Annotated in this window: 15 protein-coding genes; 8 read left to right on the forward strand and 7 right to left on the reverse strand. The window is 67.1% G+C overall.

Annotation, left to right across the window (positions count from 1 at the left end; translation table 11 throughout):
* Nucleotides 1–109 precede the first annotated feature (109 nt).
* From C380_RS19855 to C380_RS19875, 5 genes are all read right to left on the reverse strand, one after another.
* Nucleotides 110–649 carry a hypothetical protein gene (locus tag C380_RS19855; protein ID WP_043566923.1) on the reverse strand — a complete coding sequence of 180 codons (540 nt, stop codon included), beginning with the start codon at nt 647–649 and terminating at the stop codon, nt 110–112.
* Nucleotides 650–759: 110 nt separating this feature from the next.
* Nucleotides 760–2,244, reverse strand: a complete 1,485-nt coding sequence (gene tldD / locus C380_RS19860) for a metalloprotease TldD (protein WP_015015636.1) — start codon at nt 2,242–2,244, stop codon at nt 760–762.
* 92 nt (nt 2,245–2,336) lie between these two features.
* On the reverse strand, nt 2,337–2,675 hold the full coding sequence (locus C380_RS19865) for a YegP family protein (RefSeq protein ID WP_015015637.1): 339 nt from the start codon (nt 2,673–2,675) through the stop codon (nt 2,337–2,339).
* Between the two features lie 93 nt (nt 2,676–2,768).
* The gene (rodA, locus tag C380_RS19870) at nt 2,769–3,944 is read right to left on the reverse strand and encodes a rod shape-determining protein RodA (protein WP_015015638.1); all 1,176 of its coding nucleotides are present in this window, start codon (nt 3,942–3,944) and stop codon (nt 2,769–2,771) included.
* Nucleotides 3,945–4,015: 71 nt separating this feature from the next.
* Nucleotides 4,016–6,454 carry a serine/threonine protein kinase gene (locus tag C380_RS19875; protein WP_015015639.1) on the reverse strand — a complete coding sequence of 813 codons (2,439 nt, stop codon included), beginning with the start codon at nt 6,452–6,454 and terminating at the stop codon, nt 4,016–4,018.
* A 114-nt stretch (nt 6,455–6,568) separates the two neighbouring features.
* Between C380_RS19875 and C380_RS19880 the strand changes: the two genes are divergently transcribed.
* Nucleotides 6,569–7,153, forward strand: coding sequence for a YqiA/YcfP family alpha/beta fold hydrolase (locus C380_RS19880; protein WP_015015640.1), 585 nt, complete (start codon nt 6,569–6,571; stop codon nt 7,151–7,153).
* A gap of 30 nt (nt 7,154–7,183) precedes the next feature.
* Here the strand turns inward: C380_RS19880 and C380_RS19885 are convergent, their stop codons facing one another.
* Nucleotides 7,184–8,779 (reverse strand): Wzy polymerase domain-containing protein, encoded by a 1,596-nt coding sequence (locus C380_RS19885; RefSeq protein ID WP_043565672.1) that lies wholly within the window; start codon nt 8,777–8,779, stop codon nt 7,184–7,186.
* An 89-nt stretch (nt 8,780–8,868) separates the two neighbouring features.
* Here C380_RS19885 and C380_RS19890 point away from each other — a divergent pair, with 89 nt between their 5' ends.
* From C380_RS19890 to mtgA, 4 genes are all read left to right on the forward strand, one after another.
* Nucleotides 8,869–10,944 (forward strand): ribonuclease catalytic domain-containing protein, encoded by a 2,076-nt coding sequence (locus C380_RS19890; protein WP_015015642.1) that lies wholly within the window; start codon nt 8,869–8,871, stop codon nt 10,942–10,944.
* Nucleotides 10,945–10,976: 32 nt separating this feature from the next.
* Nucleotides 10,977–11,849, forward strand: coding sequence for a TonB family protein (locus C380_RS19895; RefSeq protein ID WP_015015643.1), 873 nt, complete (start codon nt 10,977–10,979; stop codon nt 11,847–11,849).
* Between the two features lie 120 nt (nt 11,850–11,969).
* Entirely contained in the window at nt 11,970–12,815 is an 846-nt protein-coding gene (gene aroE / locus C380_RS19900; RefSeq protein ID WP_015015644.1) for a shikimate dehydrogenase, read from the forward strand.
* A 17-nt stretch (nt 12,816–12,832) separates the two neighbouring features.
* Nucleotides 12,833–13,567: a monofunctional biosynthetic peptidoglycan transglycosylase gene (gene mtgA, locus C380_RS19905; protein WP_015015645.1), complete on the forward strand. Its 735-nt coding sequence runs from the start codon at nt 12,833–12,835 to the stop codon at nt 13,565–13,567.
* Nucleotides 13,568–13,594: 27 nt separating this feature from the next.
* On the opposite strand, the gene C380_RS19910 is transcribed toward mtgA, so the two are convergent.
* Complete coding sequence (locus C380_RS19910) at nt 13,595–15,043, reverse strand: cytochrome P450 (RefSeq protein WP_083871634.1); 1,449 nt, start codon at nt 15,041–15,043, stop codon at nt 13,595–13,597.
* Between the two features lie 76 nt (nt 15,044–15,119).
* On the opposite strand from C380_RS19910, the gene C380_RS19915 reads away from it, so the two are divergent.
* The 3 genes from C380_RS19915 to C380_RS19925 are packed head-to-tail and all read left to right on the forward strand — an operon-like array spanning nt 15,120 to nt 17,900.
* A complete protein-coding gene (locus C380_RS19915) occupies nt 15,120–16,031 on the forward strand; it encodes a helix-turn-helix domain-containing protein (protein ID WP_238544049.1) in 912 nt (303 codons plus the stop codon).
* Between the two features lie 54 nt (nt 16,032–16,085).
* Entirely contained in the window at nt 16,086–16,847 is a 762-nt protein-coding gene (locus C380_RS19920) for a 1-acyl-sn-glycerol-3-phosphate acyltransferase (protein ID WP_015015648.1), read from the forward strand.
* A 60-nt stretch (nt 16,848–16,907) separates the two neighbouring features.
* Nucleotides 16,908–17,900 (forward strand): phosphatidate cytidylyltransferase, encoded by a 993-nt coding sequence (locus C380_RS19925; RefSeq protein WP_015015649.1) that lies wholly within the window; start codon nt 16,908–16,910, stop codon nt 17,898–17,900.
* The last annotated feature ends 42 nt before the right edge of the window (nt 17,901–17,942 follow it).

The raw sequence follows: 17,942 nt of genomic DNA on the forward strand, positions 1-17,942 counted from the left end.
CGAACTTGCATGGCAGCCAATGTAGCACAGGAGTGCGCCGGTTCGGCACCCTCCGTCTGTTGCGAATGCACGACACGCGCCCGCTTACAACACGTGGCGCCCCGGCCATTCACCGCCGGCAGCCCCGAAACCATGCCCGCAAGCGCTGCAGTGCCGAGGGCTTGCGCGGCGGCGGCATGTCCTGCAAATCACTTGCCGGATTGCTCTGGTGCTCGTACATGTCAATGAGCAGCAACGCCTCGCCCAGCGTGCGCCAGGCCAGCAGCTCGAACTGGTCGAAACTGGCGCTTTCTTTGGTGCTGCGCTGCTCAAGCATCGACTGCCAGTCAGCAATGGCGTTGCGCAGCTCTCGCAGTGCGCGCTGGTAGGCGCCAAACTCGTACAGCGCGTGCCATGCCGAGCCCAGGCCGGTCAAAAACAGCTGATGTTCACGCGCGCTGTGGGACAAGGCCACCACGCGGCGCGTGATTTCGGTGGTGTCGGTGCTGGTGCGGCGGGTGCGCACCGCCTCGTCGATCTGCGTGGACAACACGCCCAGGCTGTCGCGGAGCTGGCGTGAATCTTCGTCCGCCACGCCTTCGCGCAAGAAGCGGCTGATATCTCCAAACGACTGGAGCGTCAGCAGTTGACTGGGGCGCGTGGCGGGCATGGTGTCACCCATTGTGCGCTGGCCAATGCGCAGTACAAGCCCCGAAAAGCAGGTGAAAACGCGAAGTCACGCACCACCCAAGGTCTGCCGACAGACTACCAACGCAACCCTCAGGCCGTGCCACCCACCGTGAGACCTTCGATGCGCAGCGTGGGTTGCCCCACGCCCACGGGCACGCTCTGGCCTTCCTTGCCGCAGGTGCCCACGCCGCTGTCCAGGCGCATGTCGTTGCCGATCATGGTCACTTTTTTGAGCGATTCGGGGCCACTGCCGATGATGGTGGCGCCCTTGACGGGGTACTGGATCTTGCCGTTTTCCACCCAGTACGCCTCGCTGGCCGAGAACACGAACTTGCCCGAGGTGATATCCACCTGCCCGCCACCGAAGTTGCTGGCGTACAGGCCCTTCTTGATGCTGGCGATGATCTCTTGCGGGTCCTTGTCGCCGCCCAGCATGTAGGTGTTGGTCATGCGCGGCATGGGGATGTGGGCGTAGCTTTCGCGCCGGCCGTTACCGGTGGGCGCCACGCCCATCAGGCGGGCGTTCAGGGAGTCCTGGATGTAGCCCTTCAGGATGCCGTCCTCAATCAGCACGTTGCGCTGGCTGGCGTGACCTTCGTCGTCCACGTTCAGCGAACCTCGGCGGTCGGCAATGGTGCCGTCGTCCAGCACTGTGACGCCCTTGGCCGCCACACGCTGGCCAATGCGGCCGCTGAAAGCACTCGAGCCCTTGCGGTTGAAGTCGCCTTCCAGCCCGTGGCCAATGGCCTCGTGCAGCAGGATGCCGGGCCAGCCCGAGCCCAGCACCACGGTCATCTCGCCCGCCGGGGCGGGGCGGGACTCCAGATTGACCAGGGCCGCGTTCACGGCTTCATCGACATATTTGCCCATCTGCTCGTCGTCGAAATAGGCCAGGCCAAAACGGCCACCGCCGCCTGCAGAGCCCATCTCGCGGCGACCGTTCTGCTCGGCAATCACGGTGACGGACAGCCGCACCAGCGGGCGCACATCCGCCGCCAGAGTACCGTCGGCGCGCGCTACCAGCACCACGTCGTATTCGCTGGCCAGCCCTGCCATCACCTGTGCCACGCGCGGGTCCTTGGCGCGGGCGCGCTGCTCCAGCCGCTCCAGCAGCGCCACCTTGGCCGTGCTGTCCAGCGAGGCGATGGGGTCCACGCCCGGGTACAGGCTGCGGCTCGCCGCTACCTTTTTGGGAGCTACTCGCGCTTTACCTGCCTGCGCTGCAGCCGAAATAGACCGCACGGTGCGGGCCGCATCCAGCAAAGACGCCTCTGAGATGTCGTCCGAATACGCAAAGGCTGTCTTCTCGCCACTGACGGCGCGCACTCCCACGCCCTGATCGATGCTGAAGGAGCCGGTCTTGACGATGCCTTCCTCCAGGCTCCAGCCTTCGCTGCGGGTGTACTGGAAGTACAGGTCCGCATCGTCCACCTGGTGGGTGCGAATTTCGGCCAATGCGCGGGCAAGGTGGCCTTCGTCCAGGCCAAAAGGGGTCAGCAGCAGTTCACGGGCAACATCGATGCGCTGGCTGGTGGCCGCGCGCTGGGGCGCGGCAGTGGTGGAGCGGAGAGTCATCAAGGCATTTTAGGCGCCCAACCTGCCCTTGCCCGGGCGGTGGCCACATGCCCCTATGTGCACCCGGCGCTCCTTCAGCGCAGCCCACTGCGTCAGGTGGCCGTCTGGTCGTCAAGCCCAGCCTCGGCCGCATGGGCCTGCACCGACTCGATGCCCGCGTCCCGGGCCTTGGCACCGGAGTACATCTGGCTTTGGCCAATCACCTGGCCGTTGGCGGCTTTCAAGGTGAAATACGGCGCACCGTTCTTGGCGCTGAGCCGTCCAAAACGACCATCGTTCGGGGCATTTTTGCGCACCGCTTCGATGCCATTGAGCGCGCTGGCGCGGGACTCGTACATCTCACTGGTCAGGATGACCTGGCCGTTGGCGGCCAGCAGGTTGAAGACAAACTTGTCGTTTTTCGACTTCTTGAGCTCAAACTTCGCCGCCATGGGAAACCCTCCGGATGCTGAGCGACCAAAACACAGTTGGCCAGCCGGTTTGTACCCCGAGGGCGTGCTGCGGGCAACCGCCTGCACAAGGCCCTACAGCGCGGCAGGGAGAGGGTCCTTGGTTTCCTGCTTCTGGGACCGCGCCACCGACATCAGGATGCCCAGTGCCAGCCCCAGTGTGACCATGGCCGTGCCGCCATAGCTGATGAAGGGCAGGGGCACGCCCACCACCGGCAGAATGCCGCTGACCATGCCCATGTTCACAAACGCGTAGGTGAAGAAAATCATCGACACCGCGCCCCCCATGAGGCGACCGAACAAGGTGCTGGCCCCTGCAGCAATGGCCAGCCCGCGCCAGACCAGCAGCAGAAAGCACACCAGCAGGAACAGGTTGCCTGCCAGGCCAAATTCTTCGGAATAGGCAGCAAAGATGAAGTCGGTGGTGCGTTCGGGGATGAACTCCAGGTGGGTCTGCGTGCCCGCCATGAATCCCTTGCCCCACAGCCCTCCAGAGCCAATGGCGATCATGCCCTGGATGATGTGAAAGCCCTTGCCCAGCGGGTCGCGGGTGGGGTCCAGCAAGGTGCAGATGCGCTGCTGCTGATAGTCGTGCAGTACCACCCAGCGCACGCCGTCTGCGCACAGCTGGTCACCCAGCAGCACCAGGGTAGCGATGCCCACACCGCCGATCAGCACCGGCGGCAGGATCAGCTTCCAGGACAGGCCCGCAAAGAAGATCACCGACAGCCCAGCCGCCAGCACCAGCAGCGAGGTGCCCAGGTCAGGCTGCTTCATGACCAGGCCCACCGGGACGGCGAGCAGCAGGCCTGCCGCGGCAAAGTCCAGCGGGCGCAGCGTGCCCTCGCGCTTCTGGAACCACCAGGCCAGCATCAGCGGCATGGCGATCTTGAGGATCTCACTGGGCTGGATGACGATGCCCACGTTGATCCAGCGCGTCGCCCCTTTTTTGGTGATGCCAAACAGCGCCACCGCCACCAGCAGGGCCACGCCGGTGAGGTACAGCGGCACGGCACAGGCCATGATTTTCTGGGGGGGTACCTGGGCCACCATGAACAGGATGGCCCCTGCGATGAGCATGTTGCGCCCATGGTCCACAAACCGCGTGCCGTGGTCATAGCCCGACGAATACATAGCCAGCAACCCGGCGCTGGCCAGCAACAGAACCAGCAACAGGAGGGGGAGGTCAAAGCCCCGGAACAGGGGCGCCAGACGCTGGACGAGCGTGGGCTTTTCAAAAACGACGGCCATTCCCCGATTATCGGCGGATGCCGGGCGTCAGAGCAGCCAACGCCCTGGCAGAGAGATCGCGAGCCGCAGCCCTACCCCGCCTGCCGGAAGGCCATCACGGCCTGGTTGCGCAGGGTGCGCAGCAGGCCCAAGGCCTTGTCATCCACCACAATGCCCCCCGGTGTGGCCTGATCGGCATAGATGAGGGCAAAGGGCTGCCCCTTGATTTGCAGCGGCAGCAGCAGGAACGACGGTGCATTGACGCCCTTGCGGTACCACTCGGGAAGGCGCGCCTGCATGCGGGGCTCGGTGGCGTCGTTGATCAGGGTGTCGGCGCCGCGCAGGCATACGGCGGCAAACAGGTCGCCCTGGGCCTTGAGCGGCACCTTGAGGGCCCGGACGGCCCCCTCGCTGCCCTCCCCCAGGCCGAAGCGGCCGGTCAGCATGTCGGTGCGGGCCTCGCGCAGGCAAAACACCATGCGCCGAAAACCCAGGGCGCGGAACATGGTCTCCAGGATCATTCGCAGCACATCGTTGAGCTGAAAACTCTCGACCATCGCGTTGGTGATGTCCTGGATGCCTGCCGCCAGCACTTCATTGACCTGCGCTACCGACACTGCGCCACCCGCTTGAGACTCCAGCACAGCGGGCAGGGGCTGGGTTTCCGTCACCCGCAACTCGTGGGCACCCAAGGCGTCGTCGGGTGTGGCTTGCGCCCCGGCGGCCGAGGGCAGCTTGAGCAGGCGGGCCGCCGGCGTGTCGGGGTCCACGCGCAGGTCCAGCGCCTCGGCCAGCGCCACCAGCTTGTGCCGCGCGCGCAGCGTGGCGTCGGCAATGGCCTCGGCCGACAGCGCCAGCGTGCGGGCGTAGCGTGTGGCCACCTGTCCCAGTTGTCCCTCTAGCTGGGCGGGCTCGCTGAACAACAGGGCACTGGCGACCTCATTGGCCGCCATGGCAGCCCAGCGCAAACGCTCCACGCCCTGCTCGGGCGCACGCTGCATGGGCGAGCCCAGGGGCTTGCGCATGCAGCGCTGCAGGCTGTCGGGCAGGCCCCAGACGCGCGCCACGCCCACACCCAGGTCTTCAAACCCCAGCCCCAGCACCTGGACGGATGCGGCCTCCTCGCCCCCTTCCAGCCGCCCGGACGCCACCAGGCTGCGCACCTGCCGCGCCTCTTCGGGAAAGTAGAACTCGCACAGCATGCGCCCCAGGTTCTGGAACATCGCGCCGATGAAGGCCTCTTCGGCCGCCTGGCTGGTGCTGCACAGTTCGGCCGCGACCGAGCCCGCCATCATGGCGCGCAAAAATTCCTCGCGCATCTGGCTGGCATGGGCCTTGTCCTGCATGTGGTCCAGCAGCACCAGGCTCAGCGCCATGTTGCGCACCGCATTGAAGCCCACCAGACTCACTGCGCGCGACACGGTGCTGATGGTGCCCCGGCTGGCGTGGGCGTAATGCACGCTATTGACCAGACGCAGCAGCTTGTTGGTGAGCGCCACGTCTTTCAGGATTTCGTGGGTCAGGTCGCTGATGCTGTCGTCTTCCGAATTGGCCACCCGCTGGATGCGCGCCACCGAGTCCGACAAGGCCGGGAAGTCACTCTTGTGGCGCATGCGCCGCAGCAAAAAGTCCAGCGTGGCGTTGCTGGCAGCCGATGGCGCACTGGCCGGTGCCGCCCAGGCGCGCAACGCATCCCGAAAATCCGCCGCCGTGGCGTAGCGCTGCGCCGGGTCACGCGCCATGGCCCGTTGAAGAATGGCGCGCAGGCCATCGTCCACGCCGGGGCCCAGGTCGGCGGGCAGGGCCAGGTTTTCGTTGGCAATGCGGTACAGCGCTTGCCAGGTGTCCTTTTGGTGGATGAGGGGGCGCCCGGTCAGCATCTCGATGAGCACCAAGCCAGCGGAATACACGTCCATCGCGGGGGTGGGCGCGGCGCCCGCCGCAGCCTCCGGCGCCATATAGGCGGGCGTGCCGCTCGCCAGTTGCGCATCCGGTGCGGCCTGCACAGGGGCCGCCATGCCAAAGTCCATCACCCGGGCGTGCCGGTGCGCATCGATCATGATGTTGGACGGCTTGAGATCGCGGTGCACGATGCCCGCCTGGTGGGCGGCATGCAAGCCATCCAGCACATCCACCATGAGCGCCACGGCATCGTGGGGCGTGCAGCGCCCCTGCTGGGCCAGGTGCTCGGCCAGCGTGCTTCCGGGCACGTACTCGAACACGATGTAGGGCTGCGCGCCTTGCACATCGGCCTCAAACACCGGCACGATGTAGGGGTGGGCCAGACGCCCCACGTGGCGGGCCTCGCGCAGCCACTGCTCCAGCACGGAGGGGTCCTGGTCCTGCATGGGGCGCATCAGCTTGATGGCCACCTCGCGCTGCAGGCGCGGGTCCAGCGCCAGCCACACGGTGGCCTGGGCGCCCCGGCCCAGCTGCTTCTTGAGTTCAAACCGCCCCAGCGACGCAGGCGGCTTGTCGCCTGATCCGAGCGCCCATCGTCTGGCAGTGGAAAGCGGGGCAAAATCGGTCATGGTGCGGGTAGCAAAACCAGGCGCCGCACGGTGTGGCGCCCTGGTGCACACATCTTATGCCTGCGCCAGCCCGGTTAAAGCAGTGATTCCCCTGCCCCGATCACTTTCTGTCTCATGACCACCACCCACCTGCTGTACCTGCACGGTTTTCGCTCGTCCCCCTCGTCGGCCAAGGCGCGCCAGACTGCGGCCCACGTGGCGGCCCACCACCCCTCCGTGACCTTCTGGTGCCCGCAGCTGCCGCCATCGCCCCGTGCCGCCATGGCGCTGGTGGCGCAGGGCATTGCCAGCTGGCCCCGGCGTTCGATGGCCGTGATTGGCTCGTCGCTGGGCGGCTTCTATGCCAGCTGGGTGGCGCAGCACGCGGGTTGCCCCAGCGTGATGCTCAACCCCGCTGTGGACCCGGCACGCGACCTCGCCCGCTACATCGGCGAGCAGACCAGCTGGCACGACCCGAGCGAGCGCTTTTATTTTTTGCCGGAGTACATCGAAGAGTTGCAGGCCCTGGACATGCGGGCCCGCCCCGCTGCCGCCCGCGAACTGGCCCTCATTGCCAAGGGCGACGAAGTGCTGGACTGGCGTGAGATGGTGGGGCGCTACCCGCAGGCCAAGCAGGTGGTGCTGGAGGGGGGCGACCACGCGCTGGGCAACTATGGGGACTACCTGCCGCTGGTGAGCCATTTCCTGCAACTGGCCTGAACGCGCGGCAGCCGTCCGCAGCGCATGCGGTCAGGGCTTCAGGTGGGACGAAATCCGCCGCCCCTGCTCGCGCCAGCGCTCATAGTCCGCCGGGTACGCAGCACGGTATCGCTTGAGGTGAAACGCCGCCTCGTCGTCCAGCCCCAGCATCGTGGCGCTTTCGATCAGCGGCTCGATCACCCGGGGCTCCGGCGAGAAGTGCAGCAGCTTATTGGCCACCCCAAAGACCTGGCCCGCATTGCTGGGTGAAAGCTCGATAGTGGTCAACAGCGCAAAATCGACCTGATCGGTGAAGAAAGGGGTGTTGCCCACCTTGCGAACGGTGTCCTGGCGCAGGGAGGGTGGCCGGTCGGCCAACGGCCGGTACAGCTGGCCGACGCGATAAAAATCCCAGCCCACATAGGCCCCCAGTGCCAGCCCGGCCAAGATGATGGCGGCCGCACCCCGGCGCGCGCCCAGCGAGCTTGCCCAGCCGGGCAGCTGCCAGCGCCACAGCAACGCGACGGCCACCACCGTGACCAGCTGGAACGGCCCGTACCACAGCGGAAACTCCAGCAGGCTGTGCAGCCCCACCAGCGCCAGCACGCCCCAGGCCAGTTGCCGCGCCGGATCGGTCTCGCGCCAGGGCTTTTCGCGCAGCACCCACACCACCACGGCGGCACAAAAGATCAGCGCCACCGGCACGCCCAGCTCCACCGCCAAGTGCAAGGGCAGGTTGTGGGCGTTGTCCAGCAGCACACAAAACCGTTCCCCGGGGAACACTGTGACGTAGTGTGCGTAATCCAGCTCCCCCCAGCCCCAGCCCGCCCAGGGCTTTTGCGCGATCAGGTGCAGCACATTGGCCCACAGCACCCGGCGGCTGGTGCAGCCTGGCTCTTCGTCGAGGATGCGCACAAACAGCCCGTCCGATGCAAACCCGGTCCAGTCCAGCAGCAAGCGGGGCAGCAGCCAGGCCGCTGCGCCGTACAAGATCAAACCCACCAGTCCCAGCCCCAGGACCAGGCGCCCCCACGACACGCGCCAGCACAACACCAACCCCAGCATCAACAGCCACTGCACGGCCCCGGTGCGTGAGGCCGTGGCGGCACTCGACATCGCCAGCAACGCCAACGCCCAGGCCACCAGCAACCCCGTCAACCACCCGGGCCAGGCCTTTCCTCCCTGCACAGGGGCGGCGATGCCGGGGTGGTCCAGACGTGCCTGCATCTGGGCCAGGGCCCACAGCAGCGCCCAGACGCCCAGGCTCAGCAACGTTGCCTGCTGGTTGCGCTGGCGCAGGTTGCCAATGGCCTGCCCCAGGGTGGAGGGCTGCACGCCGGGCAGGCCGGGGTCCCCCACAAAATACTGCAGCAGCCCGATGGCCGCACTGGCCAGCGCTGCGACCAGCAGGCCGGCGGCCAGCATCCGGCTCGACACCAGGGCGGGCGCCCCCCCGGTCTCCCCCTGCTGACCCCGCCCCGGCGTACTGCCGCAGCGAGCCAGGGCCAGCAACACCAGCACCGCGCCGCAGCCCCAGGACGCCAGCAGGGGCCAGAAGTTGTTGATGGGGGCCTGCGTAAAGCAGAACAGGAACGGCAGCGCCAGTGCCAGCAGAGTCAGCGGCGTGGCCATGGTGGCAAAGGGCATGGGATGGCAGGTAGGGGCAAAAAGGCGCGCCATGGATCATATGCGCCGCCGCCCGGGCGCCCGCTGGCGCCCATGGGACAATCGCCGCCATGCACGCATTGTTTGAAGAAGCCGGCAAATTTCTCGCCGGCCGTATCCTGTCCGAAGCCGATACCTCTGCCCAAGTGGAGCTGGACTCGGGCAAACGGGTCAAGGTCAAGGCCGCCCACATCCTCCTGAAGTTCGAAAAACCCGCCCCGGCAGAACTCGTCGCCCAGGCCCAGGCCGTGGCCGAGACCATCGAGCTGGACCTGGCCTGGGAGTTCGCGCCCGAAGACGAATTTGGCTTTGCCGACCTGGCGCGGGACTATTTCTCCGAGAACGCCACCCTGGCCCAGCAGGCCGGTGCGCTGTTCCGTCTGTACGACGCACCGCACTACTTCCGCCGCGCAGGCAAGGGCCGCTTCAAGAAGGCATCGGCCGAGATCCTGCAGCAGGCCCTGGCCGCCATCGAGAAGAAGAAGGCCATCCTCGCGCAGATCGACGAGTGGGCAGCGCAACTGGGCCGGGGCGAATGCCCGCAGCCCATCCGCGACCAGCTCTACAAGATTCTGTTCAAGCCCGATAAGAACGCGCCCGAGTACAAGGCCGTGGTCGAGGCCAGCCGCACCACGCACACCGCGCCGCTCGACCTGCTGCAAAAGGCGGGCGCCATCGATTCCAGCTACCAGTTCCACTGGAAGCGGTTCTTGTTCGAGAATTTCCCCAAGGGCACGGGCTTTCCGGCCGTTACCGCCCCCGTCATTGCCGACGAGCTGCCGCTGTCGCCCGCGCAGGCCTACTCGATCGACGACTCGCAGACCACCGAAATCGACGACGCGTTGTCCGTCCAGGGGCTGGGCACGGGCACCGTGGTGCTGGGCATCCACATCGCCGCGCCCGGCCTGGCCATCCAGCCCGGCAGCGCTATCGACCAGCTCGGCCGTGCCCGCCTGTCCACCGTGTACATGCCGGGCTACAAGATCACCATGCTGCCCGACGACGTGGTGCAAACCTACACGCTGGACGAAGGCCGCGCCAACCCAGCCGTGTCGCTGTACGTGACCATCGACGAAGCCACGCTGGAGTTCAAAGGCTCCGAGACCAAGCTGGAGCGCGTGCACGTGGCCGCCAACCTGCGCCACGACCAGCTCGACAGCGTGGTGACGGAAGAATGGCTCACCAACCCGGCGTTTGAGCACCGAAACGACCCCAAGCGCTTGTCCGAATTGCGCCCGCAGCTATCATTTTTGCACCGCCTCGCCAAGGACCTCAAGGCCCGCCGCGAAGTCGTGCGCGGCAAGCCTGAGAACTTCAACCGGCCGGACTACAACTTCCGCCTGGTCGGCAACAACGGCGCCGAGCCCACCGGCGACGAGCAGGTGCAGATCAGCGTGCGCCAGCGCGGCGCACCGCTCGATTTGATCGTGGCCGAGGCCATGATCGTGGCCAACAGCACCTGGGGTAGCTGGATGGCCGAGCTGGGCGTGCCCGGCATCTACCGCAGCCAGGCCAGCATGGCGCCGGGCGTGAAGGTGCGCATGGGCACCAAGGCGCTGCCGCATGCGGGCATCGGCGTGAAGGCGTATTCGTGGGCCACATCCCCCCTGCGCCGCTACACCGACCTGGTCAACCAGTGGCAGATCATTGCCTGCGCGCGCCACGGCAAGACGGCCGCGCTGGCCGCGCCCTTCAAGCCCAAGGACGCCGACCTGTTCTCCATCATCAGCAGCTTTGACGCGGCCTACAGCGCCTACAACGGCTACCAGGCGGGCATGGAACGCTTCTGGACGCTGAAATATGTGGAGCAGAACGGCATCACCGAGCTGAACGCTACTGTCTTCAAGGAAGGCCCGGGCGGTAGCTTTTTGGTGCGGGCTGACGACATTCCGCTGGTCTTCCCCGTGCTGGGCGCGCAGAACCTGCCGCGCGGCGCGCGCCTCAAGGTCAAGCTGGGCGAGGTGGACGAGATCACGCTCGACATCCACGGCACCGTGATCGAGCGCCTGGACGACCCCGCAGACACCAGCGACGATGGCCCCGTGGACGATGCCGAGGACGACGACACCGTGGCCGGCCCGATTGCGATTGCGGTGGATGTGAACGAGGCCCCTGCCGATGCCGCTGCGGCAGCACCGGCCGCTTGAAGCCCCCGGACAGCCCCTGATAATTGCCGGCGATGAAACTCCCTGCCTTCCTCCGCACCTTCAGCACGCTGCAGCTGGCACTGGGCGTCTCCATCGCCGTGCATGCCGCGCTCATCTCGGTGCGCTTCATCGACCCCGAGGGCTTCAACCGCGTGTTCCAGGACACACCACTCGAAGTCATTCTGGTCAACGCCAAGTCCAACGAGCGCCCGGACAAGGCCCAGGCGATTGCCCAGGCCAACCTGGCGGGCGGTGGCGAAGCAGAGAAGGGCCGGGCCACCAGCCCCCTGCCGTACACCGCGCTGACCACGGTGGGTGACGACTACGAAGAAGCCCAGCGCAAGATGGACGCGATGCAGGAGCAGCAGGCCCAGCTGCTGGCCCAGCTGCGCAAGCAACTGGCCACCATGCCCGTGCCCGATCCGCGCCAGGCCAGCCAGAGCGCCGAACAGGCCAGCGAGCAGGAAAAGCGCCGCCAGCTCGTCAAGCTGCTGGCCGAGATCGAAAAGCGCATCAACGCCCAAAATTCGCGCCCCAAGAAGCGCTACATCAGCCCGGCGACGCAGGAAAAAGTCTATGCGGCCTACTACGACACCCTGCGCCACAAGGTGGAAGACAAGGGCACGGAAAACTTCCCGGAACAGGGCGGCAAGAAACTGTATGGTGAGCTAACCATGATCCTCACCGTCAACCACGACGGCCGTGTACTGGGCACCGAGATCGTGCAGGGCTCTGGCAACGCCACACTGGACCGCCGTGCAGAGGCCATTGCCCGCGCCGCAGGCCCGTTTGACGCCTTCAACCGCGAAATGCGCCGCGAATACGACCAAATCGCCATGGTGGCGCGCTTCAAGTTCACCCGTGACCAGACACTGGAAACCATGGTGAAAGAAAACGCCCGCTAGGCGCCAGCCGCGCTTCGGAATCCGTCGAGCACCCTCCCAGACTTTGTTGTTGTCACGGCGGCGTGCGATGGGTATGTCCCTCCCGCACCTCCCTCAGTCTCGTTTTTGCCGTCATCCATCATGAGCCACCCTGCCGACCTGTACTGCGTGATGGGCAACCCCGTGGCCCACAGTCGCTCGCCCGCCATCCACGCCCGTTTTGCCGAGCTGACCGGCGACCACATTGCCTATGAACGCCGCTTGGTGCCCATGGACGGTTTTGCCCAGGGCGTGCGCGCGTTTGCCGCTGAGGGCGGGCGCGGCTGCAACGTCACCGTGCCCTTCAAGACCGAAGCGCCGGGCCTGGCCACCGAATGCAGCGAGCGCGTGCAACTGGCGGGTGCGGCGAACACCTTCACCTTCCGCGCCGACGGCAGCATCTACGCTGACAACACCGACGGCCTGGGCCTGGTGGCCGACATCACGCGCAACGCGGGCGTGTCGCTGGCCGGGCGCGATGTGCTGCTGGTGGGCGCCGGGGGCGCCGCCGCAGGCGTGTTGGGCCCGCTGTTGCTGGCGGGGGCCCGCCACATCACCGTGGCCAACCGCACCCTGGCCAAGGCGCAGGCGCTGGTGCAGTCGCACAGTGCCCTGGCCGCGCTACAAAAAGCAGAGCTATCAGCACAAGATCCACTAGCGCTATCGGCCCATTTCGATGTAATCATCAACGCCACGGCCAGCAGCCTTTCTGGCGGCGGCATCCCGGTGCCCGCCAGCGTGCTGCGCCCCGGCGCCCTGGCCTACGACATGATGTACGGCCCTGCAGCGCAGGGCTTCCTCGACTGGGCCCGGCAGCACGGCGCGGTGCCCCGCGACGGCCTGGGCATGCTGGTGGAGCAAGCCGCCGAGGCTTTCTTGCTGTGGCGCGGCGTACGCCCGCCGTCGGCCCAGGTGCTGCGCGAGATGCAGCAGTCTGCCACCGCCTGAGCCCCGGGGACGCCACGATGAAAGCCGTGCTGCGCTGGCTGGGACTGCTGGTGATTGCCTTCGTGGCGCTGCAGCTGTTCTTTGTGCTGCGCATCGCCGCCATGGCGGCCATCAACCCCGAGTCCACCACCTTTCAGCGCTCCGAAGCCTGGACGCTGCTGGCCAGCAAAGGCCATGTGCCCTGGCGCCAGCAATGGGTGCGGTATGCGGACATCTCCGACCACCTCAAGCGCGCGGTGATCGCATCGGAGGATGATGGTTTTGTGAACCACGACGGCGTGGACTGGAACGCCATCGAAAAAGCCTGGGAGCGCAACGCCAAGGCCGAAGCCCAGGCCAGCAAGGCGCAGGCCCGCGCCCCCGAGCGCCCGGTGCGTGCCCCCAAGATCCGGGGCGGCTCCACCATCACCCAGCAGCTGGCCAAGAACCTGCTGCTGTCGGGCGAACGCACGCTGCTGCGCAAGGGGCAGGAGTTCGTGCTCACGCTGGCGCTGGAGCAGTTGCTCTCCAAGCAGCGCATCCTGGAGATCTACCTCAACAACGTGGAATGGGGCGAGGGCGTGTTCGGCGCCGAGGCCGCTGCGCAGCACTACTTCCGCAAAAGCGCCAGCCGCCTGAACACCGCCGAGGCCGCACGCCTGGCCGTGATGCTGCCTGCGCCCAAGCGCTTTGAGAAAACGCCCGGATCGGCCTACCTGGCCGGGCGCACGCGCACGATCCTGGGGCGCATGGGCGGCGCGGAGTTGCCCTGAACGTCACCCACCGCTAAACAGCGCGCCTTATCGCCCCTGCGGCGCATCGCGCCGCTGCAGCCACAGCGCAGACGTCCCCTCCGGCCGCAGTGTCACTTGAAACCGGGGCGCTCCCACGGCGCCCCCCTCCGGCAGCCGCACCGTGTAGCGCTGCAGCAGCATCGCCGCCAGCAGCGTCATCTCCAGCATCGCAAAGTGCTGGCCAATGCACACGCGCGGCCCCAGGCCAAACGGAATCCACGCGCCCCGGGGGATGGGTGGCGCGCCGTCCAGAAATCGCTCGGGCACAAAACGGTCCGGCTCGGCAAACCAGCGCGCATCGCGGTGCAACACCCAGGGGGTGATGCGCAGCATGGCGCCCTGGGGCACCGGCACGCCGCCCAGCGTGATGGGCGCGGTGGTGCGGCGGCTCATCAGCGCGGCGATCGGGGGGTACAGGCGCAGCGCCTCTTTGAGCGTGGCACCCAGCCAGGGCAGTTGGGCCAGATGCTCGGGGCCGGGGGTGCCGCCCTGCAACACGGCATCGACCTCGGCCTGGGCGCGCTGCGCAGCCTCTGGGTGCTGGGCCATGAGCAGGGTCCACCACAGCAGCGTGGTGGCGCTGGTTTCGTGCCCGGCCTGGAAGCTGACGATGCACTGGTCAAACACCTCTTGCGCCGACAAGGCCTCGCCGGTTTGCTCGTCGCGCAGCGCCAGCAGCATGTGCAGCAGGTCTGAGCGCTCCGGGGCACCGGGTGCGGCCACCTCGGCCTGGCGGGCGTGGATGTGGCGCCAGACCAGCCCCTTCAGCGACCGGATGGCGCGCCGCTTGGCAGCCTTGCCCGGCAGGGGCAGCCAGTCGGGCAGCGTGAAGGGCATGAACATTTCGTGGAAGGCGGCTTCTGACAGCGTCTGCGTGGCCCAGGCGGCTTCGCGCGCATCGGCCTGCGCCGAGGTGCTGAACAGCGTGCGCAGGATCACGTCCATGGCCACGTCCGTCCACAGCGCATCCACCGCCACCTGGGCACCGGGCTGGCCTGGCGGCACGGCCGTGTCGAGTGCGCTGCGGGCGGCATCGGTCATCAGCTGCGCGTAGCCTGCCACCCGCTTGGGCGTGAAGGCGGGCATCAGCATGCGGCGCTGGCGCTGCCAGGTGTCGCCTTCGGTCACCAGCACGCTCTGGCCAAACACTTCCTCGAACACCTCCATGCCACGCTCCCAGCGGATGAGCTGGTCGGCATGGGTGACCAATGCCTCGCGCACCAGGTCAGGGTGCATCAGGTCCCACGCATCTTCGTACCCTAAGCGCATGCGGGTGAGGTCGCCATGCTCGCGCTGCAGTTGGGTGACAAAGCCCAGGTAGTCGGCCCGCATGGCGCGCAGCAGCGGCAGGCCCCACCAGCGGCTGCGCGGGCCGCGCGGACTTGCAGGCGTGGTGGGAGGAGTGGGAGAAGCAACAGAAGAAACAGACGACGTGGTGACTGTGGGCGAGTTCATGCCCCACATGCTGCAGCGCAGCGACGACTTGGTATTGAACGATTGCGACAGCCCCCGTCGCCTACACTCGCGCCCCATGGCAAGCTTGGCCCCCCTCTCCCCACGGCACCCTGCCGGGCTGATCCCCTCGGGCGAGCTGTGGCTGCCGCGCGCCAGCCTCACGGCCTGCGTGCGCGCCGCCATGGCGCGCAGCACGGTGGGCCACACACTCAGTGACGCGCAACGCATCAACCGCTTTCCGGCGTCCCCCTTGTGCAGCTTGAGCTGGTGGTTTGAAGGTCGCAGCGAGGCCCTGGTGGCCGAGCGCCCCGACTCCATGCCCACAGAGCACAGCCCGCGCGAGGCCTACCCCGGCCGCTGGGTGCTGGCCGGCCCGCAGACCCGCCCCACCTCCAGCTACTGCGCAGGCCCCACACACGCCATGATGGTGATGTTCATGCCCGACGCGCTGCACCAGCTCACCGGCGTGGACCCTGGGGCCCTGACCGATCGCATGGTGGACGCGCAATCGCTGTTGCCGCCCGACTGGCTGGCGCTGTGCGAAGCGGTGCAGAACCTGCCCGACAACGCGGCCCGCCTGCAGCACCTGGAAGATTTTCTGGAGCCCCGCTGGCAGGCCTGCCGCCCCGCACAATCCTTGCCCACACAGCGCTACGGCGACTGGGCTGCACACCTCGCACAGCGCGCTGCCCTGTCCGCCCCCGGCCGCAGCCTGCGCCAGTTGGAGCGGCGCATCAAGCGCTGGGCCGGGCTGCCCCTGCGCGAGCTGCGCGGCTTTGGCAAGGCCGAGCAGGCGTTCTTCGACACCATCGCGGCCGAGGCTGCGCAGGGCTCGGTCAAATGGGCCGATGTGGCAGTGGGCGCCGGGTTCTCGGACCAGTCGCACCTGTGCCGCGTCACGCGCCGCATCACCGGCTACGCACCGCAGGCGCTGTATGACGGCATCTATGGGGGCGAAGCTTTCTGGGTCTATCGCATCTGGGTGTAGCGCTGCCCAGGTCCTTGCCTGGCATGCTGGCCCGGCGCCCGTATCATCCCCGCCATGCTTGCCAAGTTGATGAGTTTCCTTCTGCTGGGGATCGTGCGGTTTCTCACCGGCTCCCAGGCCCGCTGGTATGGCTGTCCGCCCAAGGCCGAGCAGCGTATCTACTTTGCCAACCACCAGAGCCATGCCGACATGGTGCTGATCTGGGCGGCGCTGCCCGAGGAACTGCGCAGCATCACACGGCCCATCGCCGCCAAGGACTACTGGACCAAGACGCCGTTCCGGCAGTGGATCACCACCGCCGTGTTCAACGCCGTATATGTGGACCGCCAGGCCACGCCCGCGCGGCCCGCAGCGCCCGTGGCCGCCGATCCCACCGTGACACAGGCCGCCGCAGCCGATGCCGACACGGCAGCTGCCGGGGGCCCAGACCCCTCGCCCGAAGCGCCCCCCCGCGCACCCACGCCCGAAGAACTGCGCGCCGCACTGCCCGAATCCGACCCGCTGGCCCCGCTGGTGCGCGCACTGGAGAGCGGCGACTCCATCGTGATCTTCCCAGAAGGCACACGCGGCCATGGCGACGAGCCCCAGGCCTTCAAATCGGGCCTGTTCAAGCTGGCGCAGATGTTTCCGCAGGTGGTGCTGGTGCCCGCCTGGATCAACAACGTGCAGCGCGTGATGCCCAAGGGCGAAGTGGTGCCAGTGCCCATCCTGTGTTCGGTGACCTTTGGCGCGCCCATTCAGCTCGAAGCGGGTGAAGAACGCCGCCCGTTCCTCGATCGCGCGCGCCGCGCCGTCATTGCACTGCGGGAAGTCTGACCATGACCCGTGCGAAGCCCCTGAACTTGCCGAACGCTGCGCCCCGGAGCGCGCGCTGACATGAACCAATTCCTGCGCAACCTCACCGCCACCCAGCAGATCGGGGCCTTGTTCCTGGTCGTGTTCGGCATCCTGTCCATCGTCACGCTGTGGGCCTTTGTGCGCAATCTGCGCGAGCACCCGAGCGACGACCCCGAAGCCGAAGCCCAGGCCCTGGAAGCCAAGCGCTTCTGGGGGCTGCTCAAGACCTCGTGGGTCATGGCCATCGTGTTCTGGGTGGGCTGGGTACTGGGCGAGACAGTGGCCACCGTGCTGTTCGCCATCGTCGGCTTTTTTGCGCTGCGCGAGTTCATCACCCTGTCGCCCACACGCCGGGGCGACCACCGCAGCCTGGTGCTGGCGTTCTTCGTGGTGCTGCCCCTGCAGTTCTGGCTGGTGGGCAGCAAGCACTTCGACCTGTTCACCGTGTTCATCCCCGTGTATGTGTTCCTGGCGCTGCCGGTGGTGAGCGCACTGGCCAATGACCCCCAGCGATTTCTGGAGCGCAATGCCAAGCTGCAGTGGGGCATCATGGTCTGCGTGTACGGCATGAGCCACGTGCCGGCGCTGCTGCTGCTGGACTTTCCGGGCTACCGCGACAAGGGCGCGTTTCTGGTGTTCTTCCTGGTGTTTGTGGTGCAAACGTGCATGCTGGTGCAGCACCTGCTGGGGCGGCGCTTTCCGCACAAGCCGGTGGCACCGCAGGTGAGTCAGAGCTTTCAGTGGACGAGCTGGCTGGCCGGCGTGGCCGCCGGCGGCCTCGCGGGCGGGCTGCTCACTTTCATCACCCCCTTCAAACCTGGCCAGGCGCTGGGCATGGCGTTGCTGGCCTGCGTGGCGGGCAGCCTGGGGCACCTGGTGATGAAGGCGTTGAAGCGCGACCGGGGCATCACCAGCTGGGGCATGCAGGGCATGTCCGTCACCGGTGCCGGGGGCCTGCTCGATCGGGTGGACGCGCTGTGTTTTGCAGCGCCCGTGTTCTTCCATTCGGCACGCTGGTACTTCGGTTTGTAGAAGAATCGACTGGTAGCGCTAGTCCCCATTGCCCAAATAGCT

This window comes from Acidovorax sp. KKS102 (genome assembly GCF_000302535.1).
Lineage (GTDB): Bacteria > Pseudomonadota > Gammaproteobacteria > Burkholderiales > Burkholderiaceae_C > Acidovorax.